This window comes from Nonomuraea marmarensis (genome assembly GCF_043197025.1).
Lineage (GTDB): Bacteria > Actinomycetota > Actinomycetes > Streptosporangiales > Streptosporangiaceae > Nonomuraea > Nonomuraea marmarensis.
Genome location: NZ_JBICRM010000004.1, coordinates 230,411 through 251,129, shown reverse-complemented (window position 1 = coordinate 251,129; position 20,719 = coordinate 230,411). Strand labels below are relative to the sequence as shown.

The window sequence follows — 20,719 nt, the reverse complement described above, 5'->3', positions numbered from 1 at the left end:
GGGTCGTTCTGGGGCCGGTCCCGGTCAGGGGGTGAGGAGGGTGTGGTCGCGGTAGATGAGGGCGCGGCGGGGTGCGCCCCAGGCGCGCGTGCCGAGGGGTGGTTCCTCGCCCTCCGGGACGACGAGCTGGATGAGGGCGTCGGGGGATTCGAGGGTGACGAGGGTGTGGGTGCCGAGGTTCTCCAGGACGGAGATGGTGCCGGGGAAGGCGTCGGGGCGTTCGGTGAGCGACAGGTCCATGTATTCGGGGCGTACGCCGTAGGTGATCTGGTCGCCGGGGGTGAGGCCGGCGGGTGCGGGGAGGGTGGCGCCGGCTACGCGCAGCCCGGCCGGGGTGACGTGGGCGGGCAGCAGGTTCATGGGCGTGGAGCCGATGAATGAGGCGACGAACGTGGTGGCGGGCCGATGGAAGATCTCGGCGGGGGTGCCGACCTGGATCATCCGGCCGTGGGACATGACGGCGATGCGGTCGGCGAGGGCGAGGGCTTCGGCCTGGTCGTGGGTGACGAAGACGGTGGTGACGGCGAGTTCGCGCTGGAGGCGTTTGAGGAAGGTGCGGGCTTCGAGCCGGAGGCGGGCGTCGAGGTTGGACAGGGGTTCGTCGAAGAGGAAGGCGGTGGGGTGGCAGGCGATGGCGCGGGCGAGGGCGACGCGTTGTTGCTGGCCGCCGGAGAGTTCGGCGGGGCGGCGGTGGAGGAGTTCGGTGAGGCTGAGCCGGGCGGCGACTTCGGTGGCTTTGGCGGTGCGCTGGGCGCGGGGGATCTTCTTGATGCGCAGGGGGTAGGCGATGTTGGCGGTGACGTCCATGTGGGGGAAGATCGCGTAGTCCTGGAAGACCATGGCGACGTCGCGGTCGCCTGGGGGGAGCGCGGTGACGTCGGTGTCGTTGATGCGGATATTTCCGGATGTGGGGGTTTCGAGGCCGGCGATGGCGCGGAGCAGGGTGGTCTTGCCGCAGCCTGACGGGCCGAGCAGGGCGAAGAACTCGCCGTCCTTGACGGTGAGGTCGATGCCGTCGAGGGCGCGGACTCCGCCGGGGAACACCTTGGTCAGGCCGTGCAGGGAGATCACCGTTTGATCCCTCCGTGGAAGCGGAAGCCGTACCGTTGGGAGACGAACAGGTACATCGCCACCACCGGCAGCGAGTACAGCAGCGAGAAGGTGGAGATCAGGTCGAGCTTGGGGGCGCCGCCTTCGGTGTAGAGGGTGTAGAGGATGACGGAGCCGGGCGCCTTGTCGGGGTCGCGCAGCAGGATGAACTGGAAAAGGAACCCGCCCCACACGCTGGCCAGCGCCCACACGGCGATGGTGGCCAGGCCGGGCCGCACCAGCGGGATGACGATGTGGCGCAGGATCTGCAGGGACGAGGCGCCGAAGACGCGGGCGGACTCCTCGTACGAGGTGGGGGTCTCGTCCATGAAGTCCTTGAGTATGAAGATCGCGGCGGGCAGCAGGCCGCCGGAGACGACGAGGATGACCCCGAGGTGGGTGTCGATGAGGTCGAGCCGGGTGGCCAGCTCGAAGATGGGCACCATGGCGGCGGTGCCGGTGACGACGGACGACAGCAGCAGGAGCAGGTAGAGGAGCACGTCGCGGCCGGGCACGCGGACCCTGGACAGGGCGTAGGCGGCCAGCGCGGCCAGGACGACGACGAGCGCGGCGGCGCCGCCTCCCTGGATGAGGGAGTTGCGGATGGAGCCGAGCGCGTACGGGTTGTCGAGGATGGCGGCGAAGTTGTTCAGCGTGAACTCGGGGATGGACGTGGTGATCGTCGGGGTGTCGTCGAAGGGGGCGCTGGCCAGCCAGAGCATGGGGAGGGTGAAGAAGGCCAGGACGACGGCGATGAAGATGGTCGCGGCGAGCCTGCCGACGGTGTGGCGGATCATGCTGGTGGCCCTCCGGCGGCCGCGACTTCCTGGTGGCGGCGCTGGCCGCGCAGCAGCCGCAGGTACGCCAGCGCGAAGATGAGGTTGATCAGCAGGATGAGGAAGGAGATGGCGGCCCCGACGCCGAGCTGGCCGTCGCGCAGGGCGACGCGGTAGACGTACACGGGCAGGATCTCCGAGCGCCCTTCGGGGCCGCCGCCGGTGAGGACGAACGGCGTGAAGTCGTTGAACGTCCACAGGCTGATCAGCAGCAGGTTCGTCAGGATGTGGCGCCGGATGCGGGGGAAGACGACGTCGCGCAGCTGCTGCGGCACGCTCGCGCCGGCCAGGCGGGCGGTCTCCAGGTGCGACGGCGGCACGTTCTCCAGGGCCGCCGAGTAGAGCATCATGGAGAACGCGGTGCCGCGCCACACGTTGAAGATGATGATCGACAGCAGCGGATAGTCGAGCAGCCAGGCGAACCCGGGGGTGTGCAGCAGCGCGTTCAGGGTGCCGTCGTCGCGGTCGAGCAGCGCGAACCAGAGGAATCCGACGACCGTGCTGGGCAGGATCCACGACAGCAGCACGACGCCTTCGACGACGCGGCGCACGGGGCCGGTGCGGGTGCGCAGGATCCAGGCCAGGGTGAAGCCGAGTCCGGCCTGGCCGATGATGGCCGAGCCGCCGACGTACAGGAGGGTGAGCCACAGCGAGGTGCGGAAGCGGGGGTCTTCGAGCGCGCCGGTGTAGTTGTCGAGCCCGACGACCTGCGGGTTGGCGGCGGACAGGCCGGTGAGGCGGTAGTCGGTGAGCCCGAGGTAGATGGTCCACAGCGCGGGGAAGATCAGGAAGACGGCGATGAGGACGAGGGCGGGCAGGACGAACGCGACCGCCCTGCCCCTGCCGAGTCCCGCGGCGTCAGCGCTCATGGCGATCCTCCGGATCGCGGTTCGGTCGCTGGAGCGCCTGTGCCTTCCGTCGTCTCTCCGGTCCTCAGTTCGGACACAGGGGCTCCCTCACCCGCCGACGTTGGCCGCGCCACCGACCAGTACCTCCAGCTCGGCCTGGTAGGCGGCGGCCGCCTCGTCGGCGCTCTTGCCGCTGACGACCGCGGCGGTGGCCTCCTGCAGCGCGGTGGACACCTGCGGGTAGACGGCCAGGCCCGGGCGGTAGGCGGTGATGGGCAGCACCTCGTCGGCGATGTACTTGAGCATGGGGTCGGCGGTGAGCACCTCGCCGTTGACGTCGGTGCGCGCGCTGATCCGCGCCTGCCCGGCCATCTGCGACTTCGTCGCCGCCGCCGAGTGCATGAACGCCAGCAGCTCCCAGGCGAGCCTGGGACTCTTGGAGAACGGGTTGAGCACGCGTACGGCGCCGCCCGACATGCTGACGAAGTCCTGGCCGCGGATGCCGCCGCCGGGCTGCTTGGCGGGGATCCTGGCGTAGCCGACGACCTGGTCGCGGTCCTTCATGGGGGCGACGCCGGCGGTGGGCTCGACGACGGAGCGCCAGAAGTAGTCGCTCTCGGCCAGGATGCCGATCTTGCCCGCCGCGAACTGGGCGAACGACTTGTCGCGGCCCTTGGCCTCCTGCTGCAGCTTGGGATCGCCGAGGCCGCTGCCGCCGTAGATCTGCTGGTAGAAGCCGAGCGCGTCCTTCATGGCCTGGGACGCGCCGGTCCACTTGCCGGCGGCGTAGATCTCGGATCCGGCACCGACGAGCAGCGGCAGCACGCCCTGCATGGTCGTGGCCTCGCCCATGGCGGTGCCGGCGTTGATCTGGATCGGGGTCGGTACGCCGGCGGCCTTCAGCTTGGTCCCGGCGTCGATGATCTCCTGCCAGCTCTTGGGCTCCCAGGTCTCCGGCAGCCCGGCCTTCTTGAACAGGGTCTTGTTGTAGAACAGGACGCGGCCGTCGGTGCCCTGCGGCAGGCCGTACTTCTTGCCGTCGAAGATGCCCAGGCCCTGCACCGCCTGCGGGATCTGCGACCAGCCCTCCCACTGGTCGACGGCCGCGCCGCCGACCTCGGACAGCGGCTTGATGTAGCCGGCCTGGGCGAACTCGCCGACCCAGATGCCGTCGACGTCGATGACGTCGGCGCCGGTCTTCGACTTGAGGTCGAGCGCGATCTTCGTCTTGTACTGCTCGTCGTCGACGCCGCTGGGCTGGAACAGCACCTTGACGTTCTGGTGCGTCTTCTCGAACTCGGGGATCACCCACTGCTTGATCCAGTCGGCGGACTCGGAGTTCTTGCCGCCGGAGATGGAGTTGGCGGCGATCGTGAGAGTGACGCTGCCCCCGCCGGAGTCCGTGCCGGTTCCGCAGGAGGTGAGCGCCAGAACGGTGATGGCCCCGATCACCGCGGTTCGGCTGGGTAATCTCATGTCGGCCTCCTGTTCAGGACGTGCAGACATACCGACAATCGCATGGCCGGTGGCGGGCGTAAAGAACAAAGGACGCAGTCCTCCCCCCCTTTCCGCCCGCCACCTACCGACCGAAGGTCGCAGGGTTTGGGGGTTTGGGGGTTTGGGGGTTTGGGTTTTCGGGGGTTCGCGGGGGCGGAGCCCCTGCGGGTGGGTTTGGGGTCTTGGGTTGGGTTTTTGGGGGTTTGGGTTTTCGGGGGTATGCGGGGGCGGAGCCCCTGCGGATGGGGGACCTGGGGGCGGAGCCCCCGCGGGTGGGGGTTCGTGGGGGCGGAGCCCCCGCGGGTGGGGGGACGTGGGGGCGAAGCCCCCGCGGGTGGTTCGCCGTGAGCTGATCGTGGGAAGTGCAGACAGCAACGCAACATGAGTAGGGTCGCCCTAGGAACACTGACGTTTGGAGGGAGTCGCGTGGCATCGCACAGGGATCTGCCCGTCGGCTTGGCGAACCAGCTTTTCCGAAACACCGGAAACTCCTCGTTCACGGAGTTTGTCGGCTCGTATGCGCCCGAGTTGCTGCCGCAGCGGGATGAGGTGCTGGCCACCCCGATCGGCGACCAGGTTCCGCACGCGACCACGATCGTGGCCGCCACCATCGCCGGCGGCGTGGTCATGGCGGGCGACCGGCGGGCCACGTCGGGCAACATCATCTCGCAGCGTGACGTGGAGAAGGTGTTCCGCGCCGACGACTACTCGTGCATGGGCATCGCGGGTACAGCCAGCACCGGCATCGAGTTCGCCCGGCTGTTCCGCGTGGAGCTGGAGCACTATGAGAAGCTCGAGGGCCGCACGATGTCGGTGGCGGGCAAGGCCAACCGCCTCGCGACCATGATCAGGGGCAACCTGGCCATGGCGATGCAGGGGCTGGTGGTGGTGCCGCTGTTCGCCGCGTACGACCCGGACAAGGACGAGGGCCGCATCTTCAGTTACGACGTGGCGGGCGGGCCCTACGAGCGGGAGAGGTTCGACGCGATCGGGTCCGGCTCGATCTTCGCGCGCGGGGCGCTGAAGAAGCTCTACCGCGACGGCGCGTCGGCGGACGACATGGCGATGACGCTGATCCAGGCCCTTTACGACGCCGCCGACGACGACTCGGCGACCGGCGGGCCCGACGTGTCGAGGAAGATCTGGCCGATCGTGTCGGTGATCGACGCCGACGGCTTCCGCCGGCTGGGCGACGAGCAGGTCTCCGGCTACGTCAACCAGATGCTCGAAGCCCGCCTGATCTCGCCTGACGGCCCCATCGCCCCGCTGCGCTAGAAAGGACCACCGCACGTGTCCATGCCTTTTGGATATGCGTCCCCTGAGCAGATCATGCGGGACAAGGCCGACTACGCGCGCAAGGGCATCGCGCGGGGCCGGTCCGTCGTCGTGCTGCAATACGTCGACGGCATCCTGTTCGTCGCGCCCAACCCGTCGCGGGCGCTGCACAAGATCAGCGAGATCTACGACCGCATCGGGTTCGCGGCCGTGGGTCGCTACAACGAGTTCGAGGAGCTGCGGCTGGGCGGCATCCGCTACGCCGACATCAACGGCTACACCTACGACCGCTCCGACGTGACCGGGCGCGGCCTGGCCAACCTCTACGCCTCCAACCTGGGCCGCATCTTCACCGAGTCGATCAAGTCGCTGGAGGTGGAGGTCGTGGTCGCCGAGGTGGGCGAGACCAAGGACGGCGACGCGATCTACCGGCTGACGTTCGACGGGTCGGTCTTCGACGAGCACGGCTTCGCGGCCATGGGCGGTCAGGCCGAGGCGGTGGCCGGGCGGCTGAAGGAGCGCTACCGGGAGTCGATGTCGCTGGCCGACGCGCTGGAGGTGGCGCTGACAGCGCTGACGGAGCCCGGCGGGGAGCGGCCGCCGGTGGCGCAGCTGGAGGTGGCGGTGCTCGACCGCAACCGGGAGCACCGCAAGTTCCTCCGGCTGACGGGGGCGCGGCTGGAGCGGCTGCTCGCCCAGACCTCCACCCCGCCGTCCACCACGACCCCGCCCGCCACGACGCCACTCACCGACGACTCGCCCACGGGACCGCCTCCTACGGGGCCTGACGGCGACGTGGACGACGGGTCTTCGCCGCTGTAGGGCCGGTCGCGCGATTCCCGGCGGGGGCCGCTACGGCGGTCCCCGCCGTTGTGCGCGGGGGCGGGCCTCGCTGGGCCTGCGGTTGGAGGGCCGGTACGGCGACTGCGGGAGCACAGCCGTGTCGGCCGGGGTGCGCGGAGGCAACGCGATGTGACCTGTTTCACTCGGATTTGCCCGAACTTCAGAGCGTGATCGAGGATCTCAGAATCCGTGAACATTCCGATGCGAGGCATCCTGGCGGCCGGCGCCGCCGCGGCCGTGGTATTGGCCTCCGGCGCGAGCGCCGAAGCAGCCGCGTTCCCGAAGTACAAGGCGCCCGCGCCCTTCGGCACCACGTTCCAGGCCGATCCCAAGCACGACTTCACCAAGGGGATCCACTCCCGTCACAACGGCATCCTGCGCGGCTGGATCACCTACGTGCGCGGCGGCGTGGCCGAGTACGAGCCCATCAAGTGGAAGAAGGGCACCCGCACCGAGGGCCACTTCGCCGGCCCGCCCGAGGGGGACGCCATGGCCTACGCCTCGCCCGTCGCGAAGGACGTCGTCTTCCTGTCGGCGTACGGGTGCAAGGCGTCGATGTCGGCCATGACGGTCAGCAGGAAGACCTCGCTCGGCGGCAAGAAGTGCGCCAGGTCCGTGCTGCTCAAGCGGCACGACGACCACCGGCAGCCGGCGCTCATCACGGTCCACAAGGGGAAAATCATCCGCGTTCAGGAGATCTGGACTCCCTGACCTGCGCGGCGGCACCCGCGCCCCGTGGGGGCGGGCGCGGGCGGCGGGGCGGGTATCCGGGGTCCGGCGGGACGCGCCCGGAAGATCGGCGCGGGAAACACCTGGGAGGATCTCTCCCGCTGGCCGATCCGTGGGCATAGTGTGAAGTAATGGATCGTCGCATCTTCGGGCTGGAGAACGAGTACGGCGTGACCTGCACGTTCAGGGGCCAGCGCAGGCTGTCCCCCGACGAGGTCGCGCGCTACTTGTTCCGGCGGGTCGTGTCCTGGGGCCGATCGAGCAACGTCTTCCTCCGCAACGGCGCGCGTCTCTATCTTGACGTGGGCAGCCATCCTGAATACGCAACACCCGAGTGTGACAACGTCATCGAGCTCGTCACCCACGACAAGGCGGGCGAGCGCATCCTCGAGGGCCTGCTCGTGGACGCCGAGAAGCGGCTGCGCGAAGAGGGCATCGCCGGTGACATCTACCTGTTCAAGAACAACACCGACTCGGCCGGAAACTCCTACGGCTGTCACGAGAACTATCTGGTCGGCCGGCACGGGGAGTTCGGGCGGCTGGCCGACGTGCTGATCCCGTTCCTGGTGACGCGGCAGATCGTGTGCGGGGCCGGCAAGGTGCTGCAGACGCCGCGCGGCGCCGTCTACTGCGTCTCGCAGCGGGCCGAGCACATCTGGGAGGGCGTCTCCAGCGCCACCACCCGCTCCAGGCCCATCATCAACACCCGTGACGAGCCGCACGCCGACGCCGAGCGGTTCCGCCGCCTGCACGTCATCGTGGGCGACTCCAATATGAGCGAGACCACGATGCTGCTCAAGGTCGGCGCCACCGACCTGGTGCTGCGGATGATCGAGTCGGGCACCGTGATGCGCGACCTGTCGCTGGAAAACCCGATCAGGGCCATCCGCGAGGTCTCCCACGACATGACGGGCCGGCGCAGGGTGCGCCTGGCCAACGGGCGCGAGGCCTCCAGCCTGGAGATCCAGCAGGAATACCTGTCCAAGGCGAAGGATTTCGTTGACCGCCGCGGCGGCGACGCCATCGCGCACCGGGTGCTGGAGCTGTGGGAGCGTACGCTGCACGCGGTCGACACCGGCGACCTCGACCTGGTGTCGCGGGAGATCGACTGGGTGACGAAATATCAGCTCATCGAGCGTTACCGGAAGAAGTACGACCTGCCGCTGTCGTCGCCGCGGGTGGCCCAGCTCGACCTGGCCTACCATGACGTGCACCGCAAGCGCGGCCTGTTCTACCTGCTGCAGAAGCGCGGCTCGGTGGAGCGGGTGGCGTCCGACCTGAAGATCTTCGAGGCCAAGTCGGTGCCGCCGCAGACGACCAGGGCGCGGCTGCGCGGCGAGTTCATCCGCAAGGCGCAGGAGAAGCGGCGCGACTTCACCGTCGACTGGGTGCATCTCAAGCTCAACGACCAGGCGCAGCGCACGGTGCTCTGCAAGGACCCGTTCCGCAGCGTGGACGAGCGGGTGGACAAGCTCATCGCGGGGATGTAGCCGGTCTCATGGGTACGGGGCCGGTCCCGGTGGGCCGGTCCCGGGTGTGTGGCGGGCGGGCAAGCCCACCCACCGCCGGTTTACCTCGGCCCTACCCGGAAGTCGGGTAGGGTGACGCGAATCTGACGTCTTTTCCGAGGGAAACCCATGCGCCGCGCTCTGGCCGTACTGGCCGCCGTGCCATTGATCCTGTTCGCCGCCGGTTGCGGCTCCGACGGCGGCGCGAACCCCGCCTCCACGGCGTCCACAGCCTCCACCGGCGGCTCAGCCGGGGTCAAGGTCACCGGGAACGTGGGCGCCAAGCCCACGGTGACCTTCCCCTCCGGCGCACCCGCGACGAAGTCGTCCTACGAGGTGATCCAGCCGGGCACCGGCCCGGCGGTCAAGCCCGGCGACAAGCTGATTCTCAACCTGACCGTCTACAACTGGGACGGCAAGGGCAACGCCGTCCAGGGCTCCTCCTACGACACCAAGGCGCCCGAGACGGTCGCGGTCAACGAGCAGCTGCCGCAGGTGCTGCAGGAGGGCTTCACCAAGATCAAGCACGGCGGCAGGCTGCTGGCGGTGCTGGCCAACGACTCCGTCGCCCAGCAGCAGACGGCGCCGCCCCAGCCGACCAAGGTGTTCGTGCTCGACATCGTCGGCGCCCAGCCGCCGGCGCTGAAGGCGGCCACCGGCAAGGAGACCGGCGACAGCATCAAGGGCGTCAAGGTCGACAACCCCGGCGGTGAGAAGGCGCCCACGCTGACCACCAAGACCGGCGAGAAGCCGTCCAAGGAGCTCGTCGTCAAGACGATCATCGCGGGCACCGGCGCCAAGGTGACGCCCAACCAGACGCTCACCGTCCACTACACGGGCAAGATCTGGGGCACCGACAAGCAGTTCGACTCGAGCTGGGAGCGGGGCCAGCCGGCCGAGTTCCCGCTCGGCAACGTGATCCAGGGCTGGCAGAAGGGCCTGGCCGGGGTGCCGGTCGGCAGCCGCGTCGTGATGAGCATCCCGCCGGACCTCGGCTACGGCGACCAGGCGCAGCAGGGCATCCCGGCCAAGAGCACGCTGGTGTTCGTGGTGGACGTTCTGGCGGCTTACTGACGCGCCATCTGACGACGCGGTAGCATCGCGTGCCCGGCGGCGCAGCGCCGCCGGGCCGCACCGCGTGGGAGGACCGATGCGCCGCCGTACCGTCGCGTTGCTGCTGCCGGCCTTGCTCATGCCGGCCGCCTGTACGAGCGGCGCCGCGGGCGGTCTGGACCTGAAGGTGGGCGGCGCGTTTGGGGCCCGGCCGACGATTGTGTTCCCCGGCGGCAAGCCCGCGGCGGGCCTGCAGGTGGACGAGCTGGCCACCGGCAAGGGCGCGCGGCTGGAGCCGGACGATGTGGCGATCGTCCAGTACACCGCGCACGTGTGGGACGGCGGAGAGAACCGCCTGGTCGACTCCAGCTTCAACCGCGGCGCGCCGGCCGCGTTCCCGGTGGGGGAGCTGCTGCCGGGGCTCGACAGGGCGCTGCGGGGGCGCACGGTGGGCAGCAGGGTCATCGCCGCCATCCCGCCGGAGGACGGCTTCGGCGCGAACCCGCCGCGCGGCATCGGCACGGGCGACGAGCTGTTCTACGTCGTCGACATCCTCGGCACGCACGCCAAGGGCGTCTCGGTCAAGGCACGCTCCGGCTCGCTGGGGGGCGTACGCGTCACCGGAGACGCGCATCCGGGGCTGGCGGTGCCCGCGAGCGCGCCGCCCGCGCGGTTCGCGGCCAAGGTGCTGGCCAGGGGGACGGGCCGCAGGACGCAGGCGGGCCAGCTGGTGGTCACCCAGTACGAGGGCGCGATCTGGAGCCGCCGCCGCGTCTTCGACGCGACCTGGTCGACCGGGCGGCCCAGGGCGTTCCGGATCGGCGACGGCAGCGTGCTCAAGGGCTGGGACAAGGCGCTGGTCGGCGTGCCGGTCGGCAGCCGCGTCGTGATGATCGTCCCGCCCGCCTACGGGTACGGCGCCGCGGGCCGTCCCGCCTACGGCATCAAGGGCTCCGACACCCTCGTCTTCGTGGTGGACGTTCTCGCGGCTTATTGAGGCTTTCGTAGACTCGCGGCTGTGAGTAGCGACGACCTCGAGGCGCTGGCCCTCCTGCACGACCCGGTCCGCCGCAGTCTGTACGCCGCCGTCGCGGCCCGCGGCGGCGACGTGGGCCGGGGCGAGGCGGCCGAGGCGGCGGGCGTGTCCAGGACGCTCGCCGGGCACCACCTCGACAAGCTGGTCGAGGCCGGCCTGCTGGAGAGCGGCTACCGGCCGCAGGAGAAGAAGGGGCCGGGCAGCGGCCGGCCCGCCAAGGTCTACCGCAGAGCCGGCGGCGAGCGGTCGGTGAGCCTGCCGCCGCGCGACTACGCCACCCTCGCCTCCGTCCTGGCCGACGTGGTGGAGTCGCTCGGCGCCGAGGAGCGGGCCGAGCGGGCGGCGCGCGCCGCGGGCGCCAGGATGGCCCGGCGGCACGCGGGCGAGCCGGTCGAGGGGGTGCTCGGCGCCCGCGGCTACGAGCCCTACGAGGAGGACGGCGCGCTGCGGCTGCGCAACTGCCCGTTCCACGTGCTGGCCGAGGAGCAGCCGCTGCTGGTGTGCTCCATGAACCTGGCCCTGTGCCAGGGGCTGCTCGAAGGGCTCGGCGACGACCCGGCCCGGGCCAGGTTCGACCCGCGGCCGGGGGAGTGCTGCGTCTCTCTTTCTAAAATAAATGTAGATTGACATAGAAGGGAAGGGGTGGTGTGCTGAGCGTCATGCATCTCGCCCAGCTGAACGTCGCCCACCTGCGCGCGCCCATCGACGCCCCCGAGCTCGCCGAGTTCGTCGCCCTGCTCGAGCCTGTCAACACCGTCGCCGACGAGGCCCCCGGTTCGTGTGGCGGCTGAAGGAGAGCGAGAGCGACCCCACCGCCACCGTGATCCACGGCTACGGCGACCACCTGCTGGTCAACTTCTCGGTCTGGGAGTCCCTGGAGACGCTGTGGAACTACGCCTACCGCAGCGCCCACCTGGGCGTGCTGCGCCGCCGCAGGGAGTGGTTCCTGCGCATGGCGGAGCCGTACACGGTGATGTGGTGGATTCCCGAGGGGTACATTCCGTCGCTGGCGGAGGGCATGCGGCGGCTGGAACGCCTCAGGGCCGAGGGGCCGGGACCGGAGGCGTTCACGTTCAAGGACTCCTATGACAGCAGCGAGGCCGTCAGCCTGCCCGCCGCCGCCGAGGCCAGGAAGTAGGCCAGGTCCTCCTCCAGGCCCCTGCCCATCGTCGACAGCCGCACCGGCGACTCCCTGAGCGCCTCGTGCAGGCCGTCCACCGGCACCGGCACCAGGCGGTGCCGTACGGCCAGCAGCTCGGCCTGGTCCCTGACCCGCTCGCCGAACTCGCCCGGCAGCTCCGGCACCGGCACGTCCGCGGGGGACAGGGCGACCCGGCCGTAGGCGGTCAGCGAGTGGTGCGAGACCCCGTAGTGGCGCTCCCGCTGGTCGCCCTCGCTGACCCGCAGCGCCGCCACCGGCCGCCCGAGCAGCACACCGGCCGCGTTCACCGCCTCGCCCGCCGACACACCCGAGAAACCCCATCTGGTGCCCGTGCCCAGGTTGCCCGGGCCCTGCGTGACGACCGCCACGTCGGCCTCCAGCACGTGCCTGGCCGCCAGCAGGCCGGAATGCACGGTGACCGCCTCGACGTCGCCGCCGAACGACTGCCCCACCGTCACCACACCCGCCAGCCAGCCGATCTCGCGCAGCCGGGCCGCCGTCATCGAGAACCAGGCCGGCAGCGCGCCGCCGTCCAGCATCACGTACGCCACCCGCGCCCGAGGCGCCCCCGGAGATCGGCTGGCGTACAGGCCGCACAGGATCGGCGGCAGCGCCGAATGCAGATCGGCCACCACCACCGGCAGCCCTCCGAGGGAGTCCGCTTCGCGCAAAATGTCGTGGTACGGGGAATCCTGTTCGTCGGCGCCTAGCACCGTGGCCTGCAGCGGCGTGTACCTGGCCTTCACCAGGTGCCCTGGACCCTCCGGATCTTGCGGCAAACGGTTCGGGACGGCCACCACCATGGCGTAACCTCCCGTACCGAGACCCATCGCGAGCGCGGTCGTGTTGAGCAGCACCTCATCGCCGGGTTCCGGGCGCCCCACCAAGGGCGGATACGCCAGCGCCCGGCACTCCCCCTCGGGGACGGCGACGTCCAGCTCCACCGCTCCCGGCCACTCGCGTCGGATCCGGACAACTTCGCCCTTGCGCCATCTGATCACGGGGGCAGGGTAGCGTCGATGAAGGAGGAGTGAGGCAGATGTCGCGCCGTAAGACGGAACGGTTGCTCAATCTGGTGATCTGCCTGCTCGCCACCCGGCGCCCGCTGTCGGCCGAGCAGATCCGCCAGGCCGTGCCCGGTTATGACCGGGACGGCGACGAGGCGTTCCAGCGCATGTTCGAGCGGGACAAGAACGAGCTGCGGGAGATCGGCATCCCCATCGACGTGGTGCGCGACCCGTGGGAGGACGAGCCGGGCTACCGGATCGAGCGGCAGTCGTACGAGCTGCCGGAGATCACCCTGGAGCCCGACGAGGCCGCCGTGCTGGGGCTGGCCGCCCAGGTGTGGCAGCGCGCCAGCCTGGCCGAGGCCGCCTCGGGGGCCCTGCTGAAGCTGCGGGCCGGCGGCGTGGCCACCGACCAGCCGGTCGGCACCGGGGCGCTGGAGCTGCGCGTCGACACCCGCGACCCGGCCTTCCCCGCGCTGTGGGACGCCGTGCGCGACCGGCGGGTGGTGCGCTTCGACTACCGCGGCGCCGGCAGCGAGAGCGTGCGCAGCCGCACCGTGGAGCCGTGGGGCGTGGTCAGCCGGCGCGGCCGCTGGTACCTCGCCGGGTTCGACCGCGGCAGGGACGCGCCGCGCGCCTTCCGGCTCAGCCGCATCACCGGTCAGGTCACCGCCGTCGGCAAGCCGGGCGCGGTCGAGGTGCCCGAGGGGATCGACGTGCGGGCCATGGTCGGCTTCCCCGACGAGCCGGTGGAGGAGCGGATCGCCGTCGTCCGGGTGCGCCAGGGGGCGTGCGAGGGGGTTCGGCAGCTGGCCAGGGCCGTGCATCCCGGCACCGACGGGTGGGACGAGGCCGAGCTGGCCTTCACCGACCCCGAACGGCTGTCCGGATGGATGGCCAGCCTCGGCGCCGACGTCGAGGTGGTCGAGCCGCCGGACGCCCGCGAGGCCGTCATCCGCCGTCTGAAGGGGGCCATTACGTGAGCGAGCGAACAATCGGACACAGCAGCGGCCCGCTCATGCGACCGACGAAGGAGGGCACATGAGCGGGTCTGCTGACCGGTTGCCTCGGTTGCTGGCGCTGGTGCCGTACCTGATGTCGCACCCGGGGGCGCAGCTCGGCGAGGTGGCCGGGGTGTTCGGGCTGAGCGAGAAGCAGCTCATCGACGACCTGCAGCTCGTCTGGATGTGCGGGCTGCCCGGGCACACCCCCGGCGACCTCATCGACGTGTCCTGGGACGGCGGCGAGATCATCATCGACAACGCCGACACCATCGCCAGGCCGCTGCGGCTCGGCATCGACGAGGCCAGCGCGCTGCTGGTCGCGTTGCGCATGCTGGCCGCCACCCCCGAGCTGGCCGAGGTGCCGGGGGACGCGCTGCCGCGCGTGATGGCCAAGCTGGAGCGGGCCGCGGGCGAGGGCGCCGCCACCGTCAGCAGCCAGGTCACCGTCGACGTGGACGCCGCGCCCGACGCCCTGCCGCGCGTGCGCGAAGGGCTGACCAAGGGGCGCAGGCTGTCGCTGCGCTACTACGTGCCCGGGCGCGACGAGGTGACGCCGCGCGACGTCGACCCCATGCGGGTCGTGGTCGTCGACGGCCGCGCCTACCTGGAGGGCTGGTGCTACCGGGCCGAGGCGATGCGGCTGTTCCGGCTCGACCGGGTGCTCGGCGTGGACGTGCTCGACGTGCCCGCCGACCCGCCCGCCGAGGCCGAGCCCATCGACGTCACCCGGGGCGTCTTCCGGCCCTCGCCGACCGACGAGCTGGTCGAGCTGGAGGTCAGCGCCGCCGGCCGGTGGGTGGCCGAGTACTACCCCTGCGAGCAGGTCACCGAGCTGGGCGAGGGCCGGCTGCGGGTGGCGCTGCGGGCCCGCGACGAGGACTGGATCCTCAAGCTGGCGCTGCGCCTGGGCGACACCGGCAGGGTCGTCTCGCCGCCCCGGATGGCCGAGACCGTACGCCAGGAGGCCGAACGCGCCCTGGCCCGCTACGCTCACCAGTCATGACGTGGATCTACCTGGCCGCGGGGCTGGGCCTGGCCGGGCTGGTCGTGGTCGGGATCGCGGGCGCCCGGGTCGTCGCGGCGGCACGTACTCTGGAGAGGGAAATGAGGCAAATCGCCGAGGCGAAGGCTCAGCTGGAGCTGCGGCGGGCCAGATTGGCGGGCCGAGGGGATGAGACCGCGCCCCAGGCAGCGTACGATCGTGGCTGAAACAGGCACTCGCTAGAAAAGGGCGTTTCATGTCGCAACTCGGAGTCCCCGAACTTCTGATCATCGCATTGGTGCTCGTCCTGCTGTTCGGTGCGAAGAAGCTGCCTGAGATGGCTCGGGGAGTCGGCAGGTCGCTGCGCATCTTCAAGTCCGAGACGGCCAAGCTCCGCGAGGACGAGGACGACAACACGCACACCGTCCAGGCCCAGGCACAGGCTCCGGCCCAGCCGCAGCCCCAGCCGGTGCAGCCGCAGCAGCTCAACGCCGCCCAGGCCCCCGCTCCCGCTCCGGGGCTGTCCGCCGAGGAGCAGGCCCGCCAGCTTGAGGAGCAGGCCGCCAGGCTGCGTGCCAGCGCCGCGCAGGCCGACAAGCACGCCTGACCCCCGTCCCTCCTCATCACCTGGACTGCTAGATGGCGCTGCTGAAACGGTCGAGCGATTCAGGACCGGCCCCCGACTCCGAGGGTCGGATGCCGCTCATGGAGCACCTGCGTGAGCTGCGCAACCGCTTGCTCATCGCGACGGTCGCCGTGGTCGTGGGCATCATCGTGGGCTGGATCGTCTTCGATCCGGTGTGGGCGTTCATCAAGGAGCCGTTCTGCGAGACGCCGCAGGCCCAGCAGTTGCGCGTCGGCGAGTGCACGCTCACTTACGGCGGCATCTTCCAGTCGTTCTTCCTGACGCTGAAGGTCTCGGCGATGGTCGGCATCGTCGTGTCCTCACCCGTCTGGCTCTACCAGGTCTGGGCGTTCGTCACGCCCGCCCTCTACCGCAACGAGAAGCGCTACTCGATCGCCTTCCTGGGGCTGGCGATCCCGCTGTTCCTGCTCGGCGCCGCCCTGGCCTACTTCATCATGGACACCAGCCTGGCGATCCTGCTGGGATTCGCGCCCAGCGACGCCGTGGCCATCATCCAGATCGACGAATACGTCAGCTACGTGCTGATCATGCTCGTGATCTTCGGCATCTCGTTCGAGCTGCCGCTGCTGCTGGTGTTCCTGAACATCATCGGAATTCTGCCTCACGCCACGGTGAAGAAGCACCGCCGTACGGTCATCTTCGCCATGTTCGTCTTCGGCGCCGTCATCACGCCCGGCGGCGACCCGCTGACGATGATGGCGCTGGCCACGCCGATGATCCTGCTCTACTTCCTGGCCGAGTTCTTCATGTTCATGCGCGAGAAGCGCGCGCCCGCGGCGGAGGACTTCTCCCACCTGTCCGACGACGAGGCATCCCCGCTGAGCGAGCCGCCGCCTGAGCCGCTGACCGAGGACTCTGCGCCCATCGACTCGGGGCCCATCGACTCCGGACCCATCGACTCCGGACCCATCGACTCCGAGCCGCTCGACGACGAGTCCGGCCCCAAGCGACCCCCGGAGGATTCCGGTTCCGGCCGTTAGGCGATAAGTTCCGGGCGTGTCCCCTCAACTCGCCCTGCTGGTCAACCCCGCCGCCCGCGGCGGCCGTACGCTGCGCCTGCTCGAACCCGTGGCGCGCCGGCTGCGCGCCGGTGGGGCCGAGCTGTCGGTGATCGTCGGCGACGACGCGACCGACGCCCTGGAACGTGCCTGCACCGCCGTGGCCGAACGCCCCGACGCGCTTGTGGCCTTCGGCGGCGACGGCCTGGTGCATCTGGCCGTGCAGGCCGTGGCCGGCACCGGCGTGCCGCTCGGCATCATCCCCGCGGGCACCGGCAACGACATCGCCTCCGCGCTCGGCGTGCCGTGCAAGGACCCCATCGCGGCGGCCCGCACCGTGTTGCGGATGAAGTCGCGGCTCGTGGACGCGGCCCGCATCAGGGCAGGGAAGGCCGACGAGTTGTTCGCCGGGGTGGTGTGCTGCGGGTTCGACTCGCGGGTCAACGAACGCGCCAACCGGCTCACCTGGCCGCCGGGGATGGCGCGCTATCTGGTGGCGATGGCGGAGGAGCTGCGGTCGTTCCGGCCGATCCCGTTCCGGGTCACGTTCGACGAGGCCGAGGTGGTCGAGCGGGAGGCGATGCTGGTGGCCGTGGCCAACACGTGCTCCTACGGCGCGGGGATGCGGGTGTGCCCCGACGCCCGGCCCGACGACGGGCTGCTGGACGTGGTGATGCTGGGCGCCTTGTCGAAGGGCGAGTTCCTGCGGGTGTTCCCGAGCGTGTACCGGGGGACGCACGTGGGGCATCCGGCGGTGTCGGTCCGGCGGGTGCGCAGCGTGCGGCTGGAGGCGGCCGACGTGGTCGCCTACGCCGACGGCGAACGCGTGGGGCCGGTGCCGGTGCACTGCGAGGTGCGGCCGGGGGCGTTGCGGGTCATCGTTTGAGATCTACAATGTAAAGGCGCCCGGTCTTTTGTGCTCCGGCCGAGGTCCGTCGACGAGGTGCGAACCGTACGTCGGCTGAGGTCCCTTGGGGGTGAGGCGGCAGGACGGAGGGCCGTCCAGGCGGCCACACCTGGCGGGCGGCCGGGATGGCACGCCCGTCGGTCGGCGTGCGGCTAAGGGCGGTGGGCGTGCTGGGGCGGAGGGTGGGCGGTCCGGGGCGCCGGGCGTGCGGCTCGGCGCGCGGCTCGGGTGGCCCCGGGTGGTGGAATGGGCGGGACGGACCGGAATGGCGATTTCGGTAGGCTGGCGAGTATGACAACGCCAGCGGAACGCTACGCGGCCTTCCGCCAGAAGCACGCAGACGACGGGGCCGCTCTGGGATCGTTCCGAGGTCTCTACGACTTCGCGCTGGACGACTTCCAGCTGGACGCCTGCCGGGCCCTGGAGGCGGGCGACGGCGTCCTGGTGGCGGCGCCCACGGGGTCGGGCAAGACGGTCGTCGGCGAGTTCGCCGTGCACCTCGCCCTGGAGCAGGGCCGCAAGTGCTTCTACACCACCCCCATCAAGGCGCTGTCCAACCAGAAGTACAACGACCTGGTCAAACGGTACGGCACCGCCAAGGTCGGCCTGCTGACCGGCGACAACAGCGTCAACGGCGAGGCCCCCATCGTGGTCATGACCACCGAGGTGCTGCGCAACATGCTCTACGCCGGCTCGGCGACGCTGGCCGGGCTCGGGTTCGCCGTCATGGATGAGGTCCACTACCTGGCCGACCGCTTCCGCGGCGCGGTGTGGGAAGAGGTGATCATCCACCTGCCCGAGTCGGTCCGGCTGGTGGCGTTGTCGGCGACCGTGAGCAACGCCGAGGAGTTCGGCGAGTGGCTCGGCGACGTGCGCGGCGACACCACGGTCATCGTCGACGAGCACCGCCCGGTGCCGCTGTGGCAGCACATGATGGTCGGCAACCTCATCTACGACCTGTTCATGACCGACGACCTGACGCCGCGCATCAACCCCACGCTGATGCGGGTGACGCGCGACGCCGAGCGGCTGACCTCGGGCCGGGGCCGGCGCGGCTACGGCAGGCCGCAGCGCTCCCGCCCGCCGGACCGGGTGCAGGCGATCGAGAAGCTCGACGCCGAGGGGCTGCTCCCGGCGATCACGTTCATCTTCTCCCGGGCGGGCTGCGACGCGGCGGTGAGGCAGTGCCTGAACGCCGGCATCCGGCTCACCACCGACCGCGAGCGGCACGAGATCAGGCAGCTCGTGGACGAGCGCACCGCGCACCTGCCCGACGAGGACCTGGCCGTGCTGGGCTACCTGGAGTGGCGCGACTGCCTGGAGCGCGGGCTGGCGGCGCACCACGCGGGCATGTTGCCGGCGTTCAAGGAGGTCGTGGAGGAGCTGTTCACGCGCGGGCTGGTCAAGGCGGTGTTCGCCACCGAGACGCTGGCCCTGGGCATCAACATGCCGGCCCGCAGCGTGGTGATCGAGAAGCTCGACAAATGGAACGGCGAGACCCACGCCGACCTGACCCCCGGCGAATACACCCAGCTCACCGGGCGGGCCGGGCGGCGCGGCATCGACATCGAGGGCCACGCCGTGGTGTTGTGGCAGGCGGGCATGGATCCGCTGTCGGTGGCGGGCCTGGCGGGCACCCGCACCTATCCGCTGCGGTCCAGCTTCCAGCCGTCGTACAACATGGCGGTCAACCTCGTCGGCCAGTTCGGCCGGGAGCGCGCCAGGACGCTGCTGGAGGAGTCGTTCGCGCAGTTCCAGGCCGACCGGGCGGTGGTGGGGCTGGCCAAGCAGCTGCGCAAGCACGAGGAGGCGCTCGAAGGCTACCAGGAGGCCATGACGTGCCACCTGGGCGACTTCCCCGAATACGCGGCGCTGCGCCGCCGCCTGTCCGACCGCGAGGCCGAGCTGTCCAAGCAGCGTGGCGCCGCGCGCCGGGCCGCCGCCGTACGGTCGCTGGAGGCGCTGCAGCCCGGCGACGTCATCCGGGTGCCCGGCGGGCGCCGGGCGGGCCTGGCGATCGTGCTCGACCCCGGCCGCAACCCGCGCGGGCACGGGCCGAGCCCGCTCGTGCTGACGATCGGCAAGCAGATCAAGAAGCTCGACCCGGCCGACTTCCCGGTGCCGGTCGAGCCCCTGGAGAAGTTGCGCATCCCGAAGAACTTCAACGGCCGCTCGCCCAAGGAACGCGCCAACCTCGTCTCCACGCTGCTGGCCAAGATGGGCGATCGCGACCTCGGCAAGCCGGCCAGGGCGCGCGACCACACGGTCGAGGACGAGGAGGTCAACGACCTGCGCCGGCGCATCCGCCAGCACCCGTGCCACGGCTGCGACGAGCGCGAGGACCACGCCCGCTGGGCCGAGCGCTACTATAAGCTGCTGCGCGAGACCGAGGGCCTGCGCCGCCGCGTCGAGGGCCGCTCCCACGTCATCTCGCGTACGTTCGACCGCATCTGCTCGGTGCTGGAGCAGCTCGGCTACCTCGACGGCGAGACGGTCACCGACGAGGGCCGCCGCCTTGGCCGCCTCTACACCGAGCTCGACCTGCTGACCGCCGAGTGCCTGCGGGGCGGGTTGTGGGAGGAGCTCGACCCGGCAGAGCTGGCGGCGTGCGTGTCGGCGCTGGTGTTCGAGTCGCGGGCGTCCGACGATGCGCGCCGCCCCAAGCTCCCGGCCGGGCGGGCCCAGGACGCGCTGACGGCCATGATGCGGCTGTGGGGGGAGCTGGAGGGCATCGAGTCCGACCACGGGTTGTCCACGATCAGGGAGCCCGATCTGGGGTTCGCGTGGGCGGCGTTCCGCTGGACGAAGGGGCACAGCCTGGACGCGGTGCTCATGGAGGGCGTCAACGGCAACGAGCTGGCGGCCGGCGACTTCGTCCGGTGGGTCAAGCAGCTCATGGACCTGCTGGGCCAGCTGGGGAACGCGGCGCCGCAGGGCAGCAAGATCAAGCAGACGGCGATCAAGGCCATGGACGCGATGCGGCGCGGCGTGGTGGCGTACTCGTCGCTCACCTGATCGCGCGTGCTCGCGGCGGGCGCCGAGCACCCCTCGGCGCCGGCCGTGGGTGTCGGCCGAGATGCTCCTGAGAACTAGTTCTCAGGAGCATCTTTGACTGTCGCCTGACGCCGGCTAGTGGCTTTACTCGTTTACAAGCGATTTAACGGCGGAGCCGAATCGCCTTTCCCCATTGGATTCACCGGTCAAGTCTCTTTGAAGTCGAAGAATATCTCGTGCTTTATCGTAATACGGGTGCTAGCGTCCGAATTGTGTGATGTCAGCCAACGGGGGAGGAATCATGG

19 protein-coding genes and 1 pseudogene are annotated in these 20,719 nt (G+C 70.5%); 15 read left to right on the top strand and 5 right to left on the bottom strand.

Annotated elements, in window-relative coordinates:
• Positions 1 to 24 precede the first annotated feature (24 nt).
• The 4 genes from ACFLIM_RS08555 to ACFLIM_RS08540 form a co-directional block, all read right to left on the bottom strand.
• Entirely contained in the window at positions 25 to 1,071 is a 1,047-nt protein-coding gene (locus ACFLIM_RS08555) for an ABC transporter ATP-binding protein (RefSeq protein WP_393163776.1), read from the bottom strand.
• Complete coding sequence (locus ACFLIM_RS08550; RefSeq protein WP_393163774.1) at positions 1,068 to 1,886, bottom strand: carbohydrate ABC transporter permease; 819 nt, start codon at positions 1,884 to 1,886, stop codon at positions 1,068 to 1,070. Before ACFLIM_RS08550 ends, ACFLIM_RS08555 begins: the two co-directional genes overlap by 4 nt.
• Entirely contained in the window at positions 1,883 to 2,794 is a 912-nt protein-coding gene (locus ACFLIM_RS08545; RefSeq protein ID WP_393163772.1) for a carbohydrate ABC transporter permease, read from the bottom strand. The genes ACFLIM_RS08550 and ACFLIM_RS08545 overlap by 4 nt, the downstream gene beginning before the upstream one ends.
• Positions 2,795 to 2,881: 87 nt before the next feature.
• Complete coding sequence (locus ACFLIM_RS08540) at positions 2,882 to 4,249, bottom strand: extracellular solute-binding protein (RefSeq protein WP_393163770.1); 1,368 nt, start codon at positions 4,247 to 4,249, stop codon at positions 2,882 to 2,884.
• Between the two features lie 447 nt (positions 4,250 to 4,696).
• Here ACFLIM_RS08540 and prcB point away from each other — a divergent pair, with 447 nt between their 5' ends.
• The 8 genes and pseudogenes from prcB to ACFLIM_RS08500 all read left to right on the top strand — a co-directional run bounded on the left by prcB (position 4,697) and on the right by ACFLIM_RS08500 (position 11,852).
• Positions 4,697 to 5,545: a proteasome subunit beta gene (gene prcB, locus ACFLIM_RS08535; RefSeq protein ID WP_393163768.1), complete on the top strand. Its 849-nt coding sequence runs from the start codon at positions 4,697 to 4,699 to the stop codon at positions 5,543 to 5,545.
• Positions 5,546 to 5,566: 21 nt separating this feature from the next.
• On the top strand, positions 5,567 to 6,367 hold the full coding sequence (gene prcA / locus ACFLIM_RS08530; protein WP_393163766.1) for a proteasome subunit alpha: 801 nt from the start codon (positions 5,567 to 5,569) through the stop codon (positions 6,365 to 6,367).
• A 210-nt stretch (positions 6,368 to 6,577) separates the two neighbouring features.
• On the top strand, positions 6,578 to 7,099 hold the full coding sequence (locus ACFLIM_RS08525) for a hypothetical protein (RefSeq protein WP_393163764.1): 522 nt from the start codon (positions 6,578 to 6,580) through the stop codon (positions 7,097 to 7,099).
• Between the two features lie 149 nt (positions 7,100 to 7,248).
• The gene (gene pafA / locus ACFLIM_RS08520; RefSeq protein WP_393163762.1) at positions 7,249 to 8,607 is read left to right on the top strand and encodes a Pup--protein ligase; all 1,359 of its coding nucleotides are present in this window, start codon (positions 7,249 to 7,251) and stop codon (positions 8,605 to 8,607) included.
• A gap of 147 nt (positions 8,608 to 8,754) precedes the next feature.
• Positions 8,755 to 9,699: an FKBP-type peptidyl-prolyl cis-trans isomerase gene (locus ACFLIM_RS08515; protein WP_393163760.1), complete on the top strand. Its 945-nt coding sequence runs from the start codon at positions 8,755 to 8,757 to the stop codon at positions 9,697 to 9,699.
• Positions 9,700 to 9,775: 76 nt separating this feature from the next.
• Entirely contained in the window at positions 9,776 to 10,675 is a 900-nt protein-coding gene (locus ACFLIM_RS08510) for an FKBP-type peptidyl-prolyl cis-trans isomerase (RefSeq protein ID WP_393163758.1), read from the top strand.
• A gap of 21 nt (positions 10,676 to 10,696) precedes the next feature.
• Positions 10,697 to 11,341: a helix-turn-helix transcriptional regulator gene (locus ACFLIM_RS08505; RefSeq protein WP_393163756.1), complete on the top strand. Its 645-nt coding sequence runs from the start codon at positions 10,697 to 10,699 to the stop codon at positions 11,339 to 11,341.
• Positions 11,342 to 11,373: 32 nt separating this feature from the next.
• Positions 11,374 to 11,852 (top strand): annotated as a pseudogene (locus ACFLIM_RS08500) (DUF3291 domain-containing protein).
• Here ACFLIM_RS08500 and ACFLIM_RS08495 read toward each other — a convergent pair.
• On the bottom strand, positions 11,798 to 12,877 hold the full coding sequence (locus tag ACFLIM_RS08495) for a DUF3866 family protein (RefSeq protein ID WP_393163754.1): 1,080 nt from the start codon (positions 12,875 to 12,877) through the stop codon (positions 11,798 to 11,800). The pseudogene ACFLIM_RS08500 and the gene ACFLIM_RS08495 overlap by 55 nt on opposite strands.
• Positions 12,878 to 12,915: 38 nt before the next feature.
• On the opposite strand from ACFLIM_RS08495, the gene ACFLIM_RS08490 reads away from it, so the two are divergent.
• From ACFLIM_RS08490 to ACFLIM_RS08460, 7 genes are all read left to right on the top strand, one after another.
• A complete protein-coding gene (locus ACFLIM_RS08490; protein WP_393163752.1) occupies positions 12,916 to 13,866 on the top strand; it encodes a helix-turn-helix transcriptional regulator in 951 nt (316 codons plus the stop codon).
• A gap of 58 nt (positions 13,867 to 13,924) precedes the next feature.
• A complete protein-coding gene (locus ACFLIM_RS08485) occupies positions 13,925 to 14,890 on the top strand; it encodes a helix-turn-helix transcriptional regulator (RefSeq protein ID WP_393163750.1) in 966 nt (321 codons plus the stop codon).
• Positions 14,887 to 15,096 carry a hypothetical protein gene (locus tag ACFLIM_RS08480; RefSeq protein ID WP_393163748.1) on the top strand — a complete coding sequence of 70 codons (210 nt, stop codon included), beginning with the start codon at positions 14,887 to 14,889 and terminating at the stop codon, positions 15,094 to 15,096. Before ACFLIM_RS08485 ends, ACFLIM_RS08480 begins: the two co-directional genes overlap by 4 nt.
• A gap of 29 nt (positions 15,097 to 15,125) precedes the next feature.
• Positions 15,126 to 15,476, top strand: a complete 351-nt coding sequence (tatA, locus tag ACFLIM_RS08475; protein ID WP_393163746.1) for a Sec-independent protein translocase subunit TatA — start codon at positions 15,126 to 15,128, stop codon at positions 15,474 to 15,476.
• Positions 15,477 to 15,574: 98 nt separating this feature from the next.
• A complete protein-coding gene (gene tatC / locus ACFLIM_RS08470; RefSeq protein WP_393163743.1) occupies positions 15,575 to 16,495 on the top strand; it encodes a twin-arginine translocase subunit TatC in 921 nt (306 codons plus the stop codon).
• 16 nt (positions 16,496 to 16,511) lie between these two features.
• Positions 16,512 to 17,399, top strand: coding sequence for a diacylglycerol/lipid kinase family protein (locus ACFLIM_RS08465; protein ID WP_393163741.1), 888 nt, complete (start codon positions 16,512 to 16,514; stop codon positions 17,397 to 17,399).
• A 312-nt stretch (positions 17,400 to 17,711) separates the two neighbouring features.
• The gene (locus tag ACFLIM_RS08460) at positions 17,712 to 20,435 is read left to right on the top strand and encodes a DEAD/DEAH box helicase (RefSeq protein WP_393163739.1); all 2,724 of its coding nucleotides are present in this window, start codon (positions 17,712 to 17,714) and stop codon (positions 20,433 to 20,435) included.
• Positions 20,436 to 20,719 lie beyond the last annotated feature (284 nt).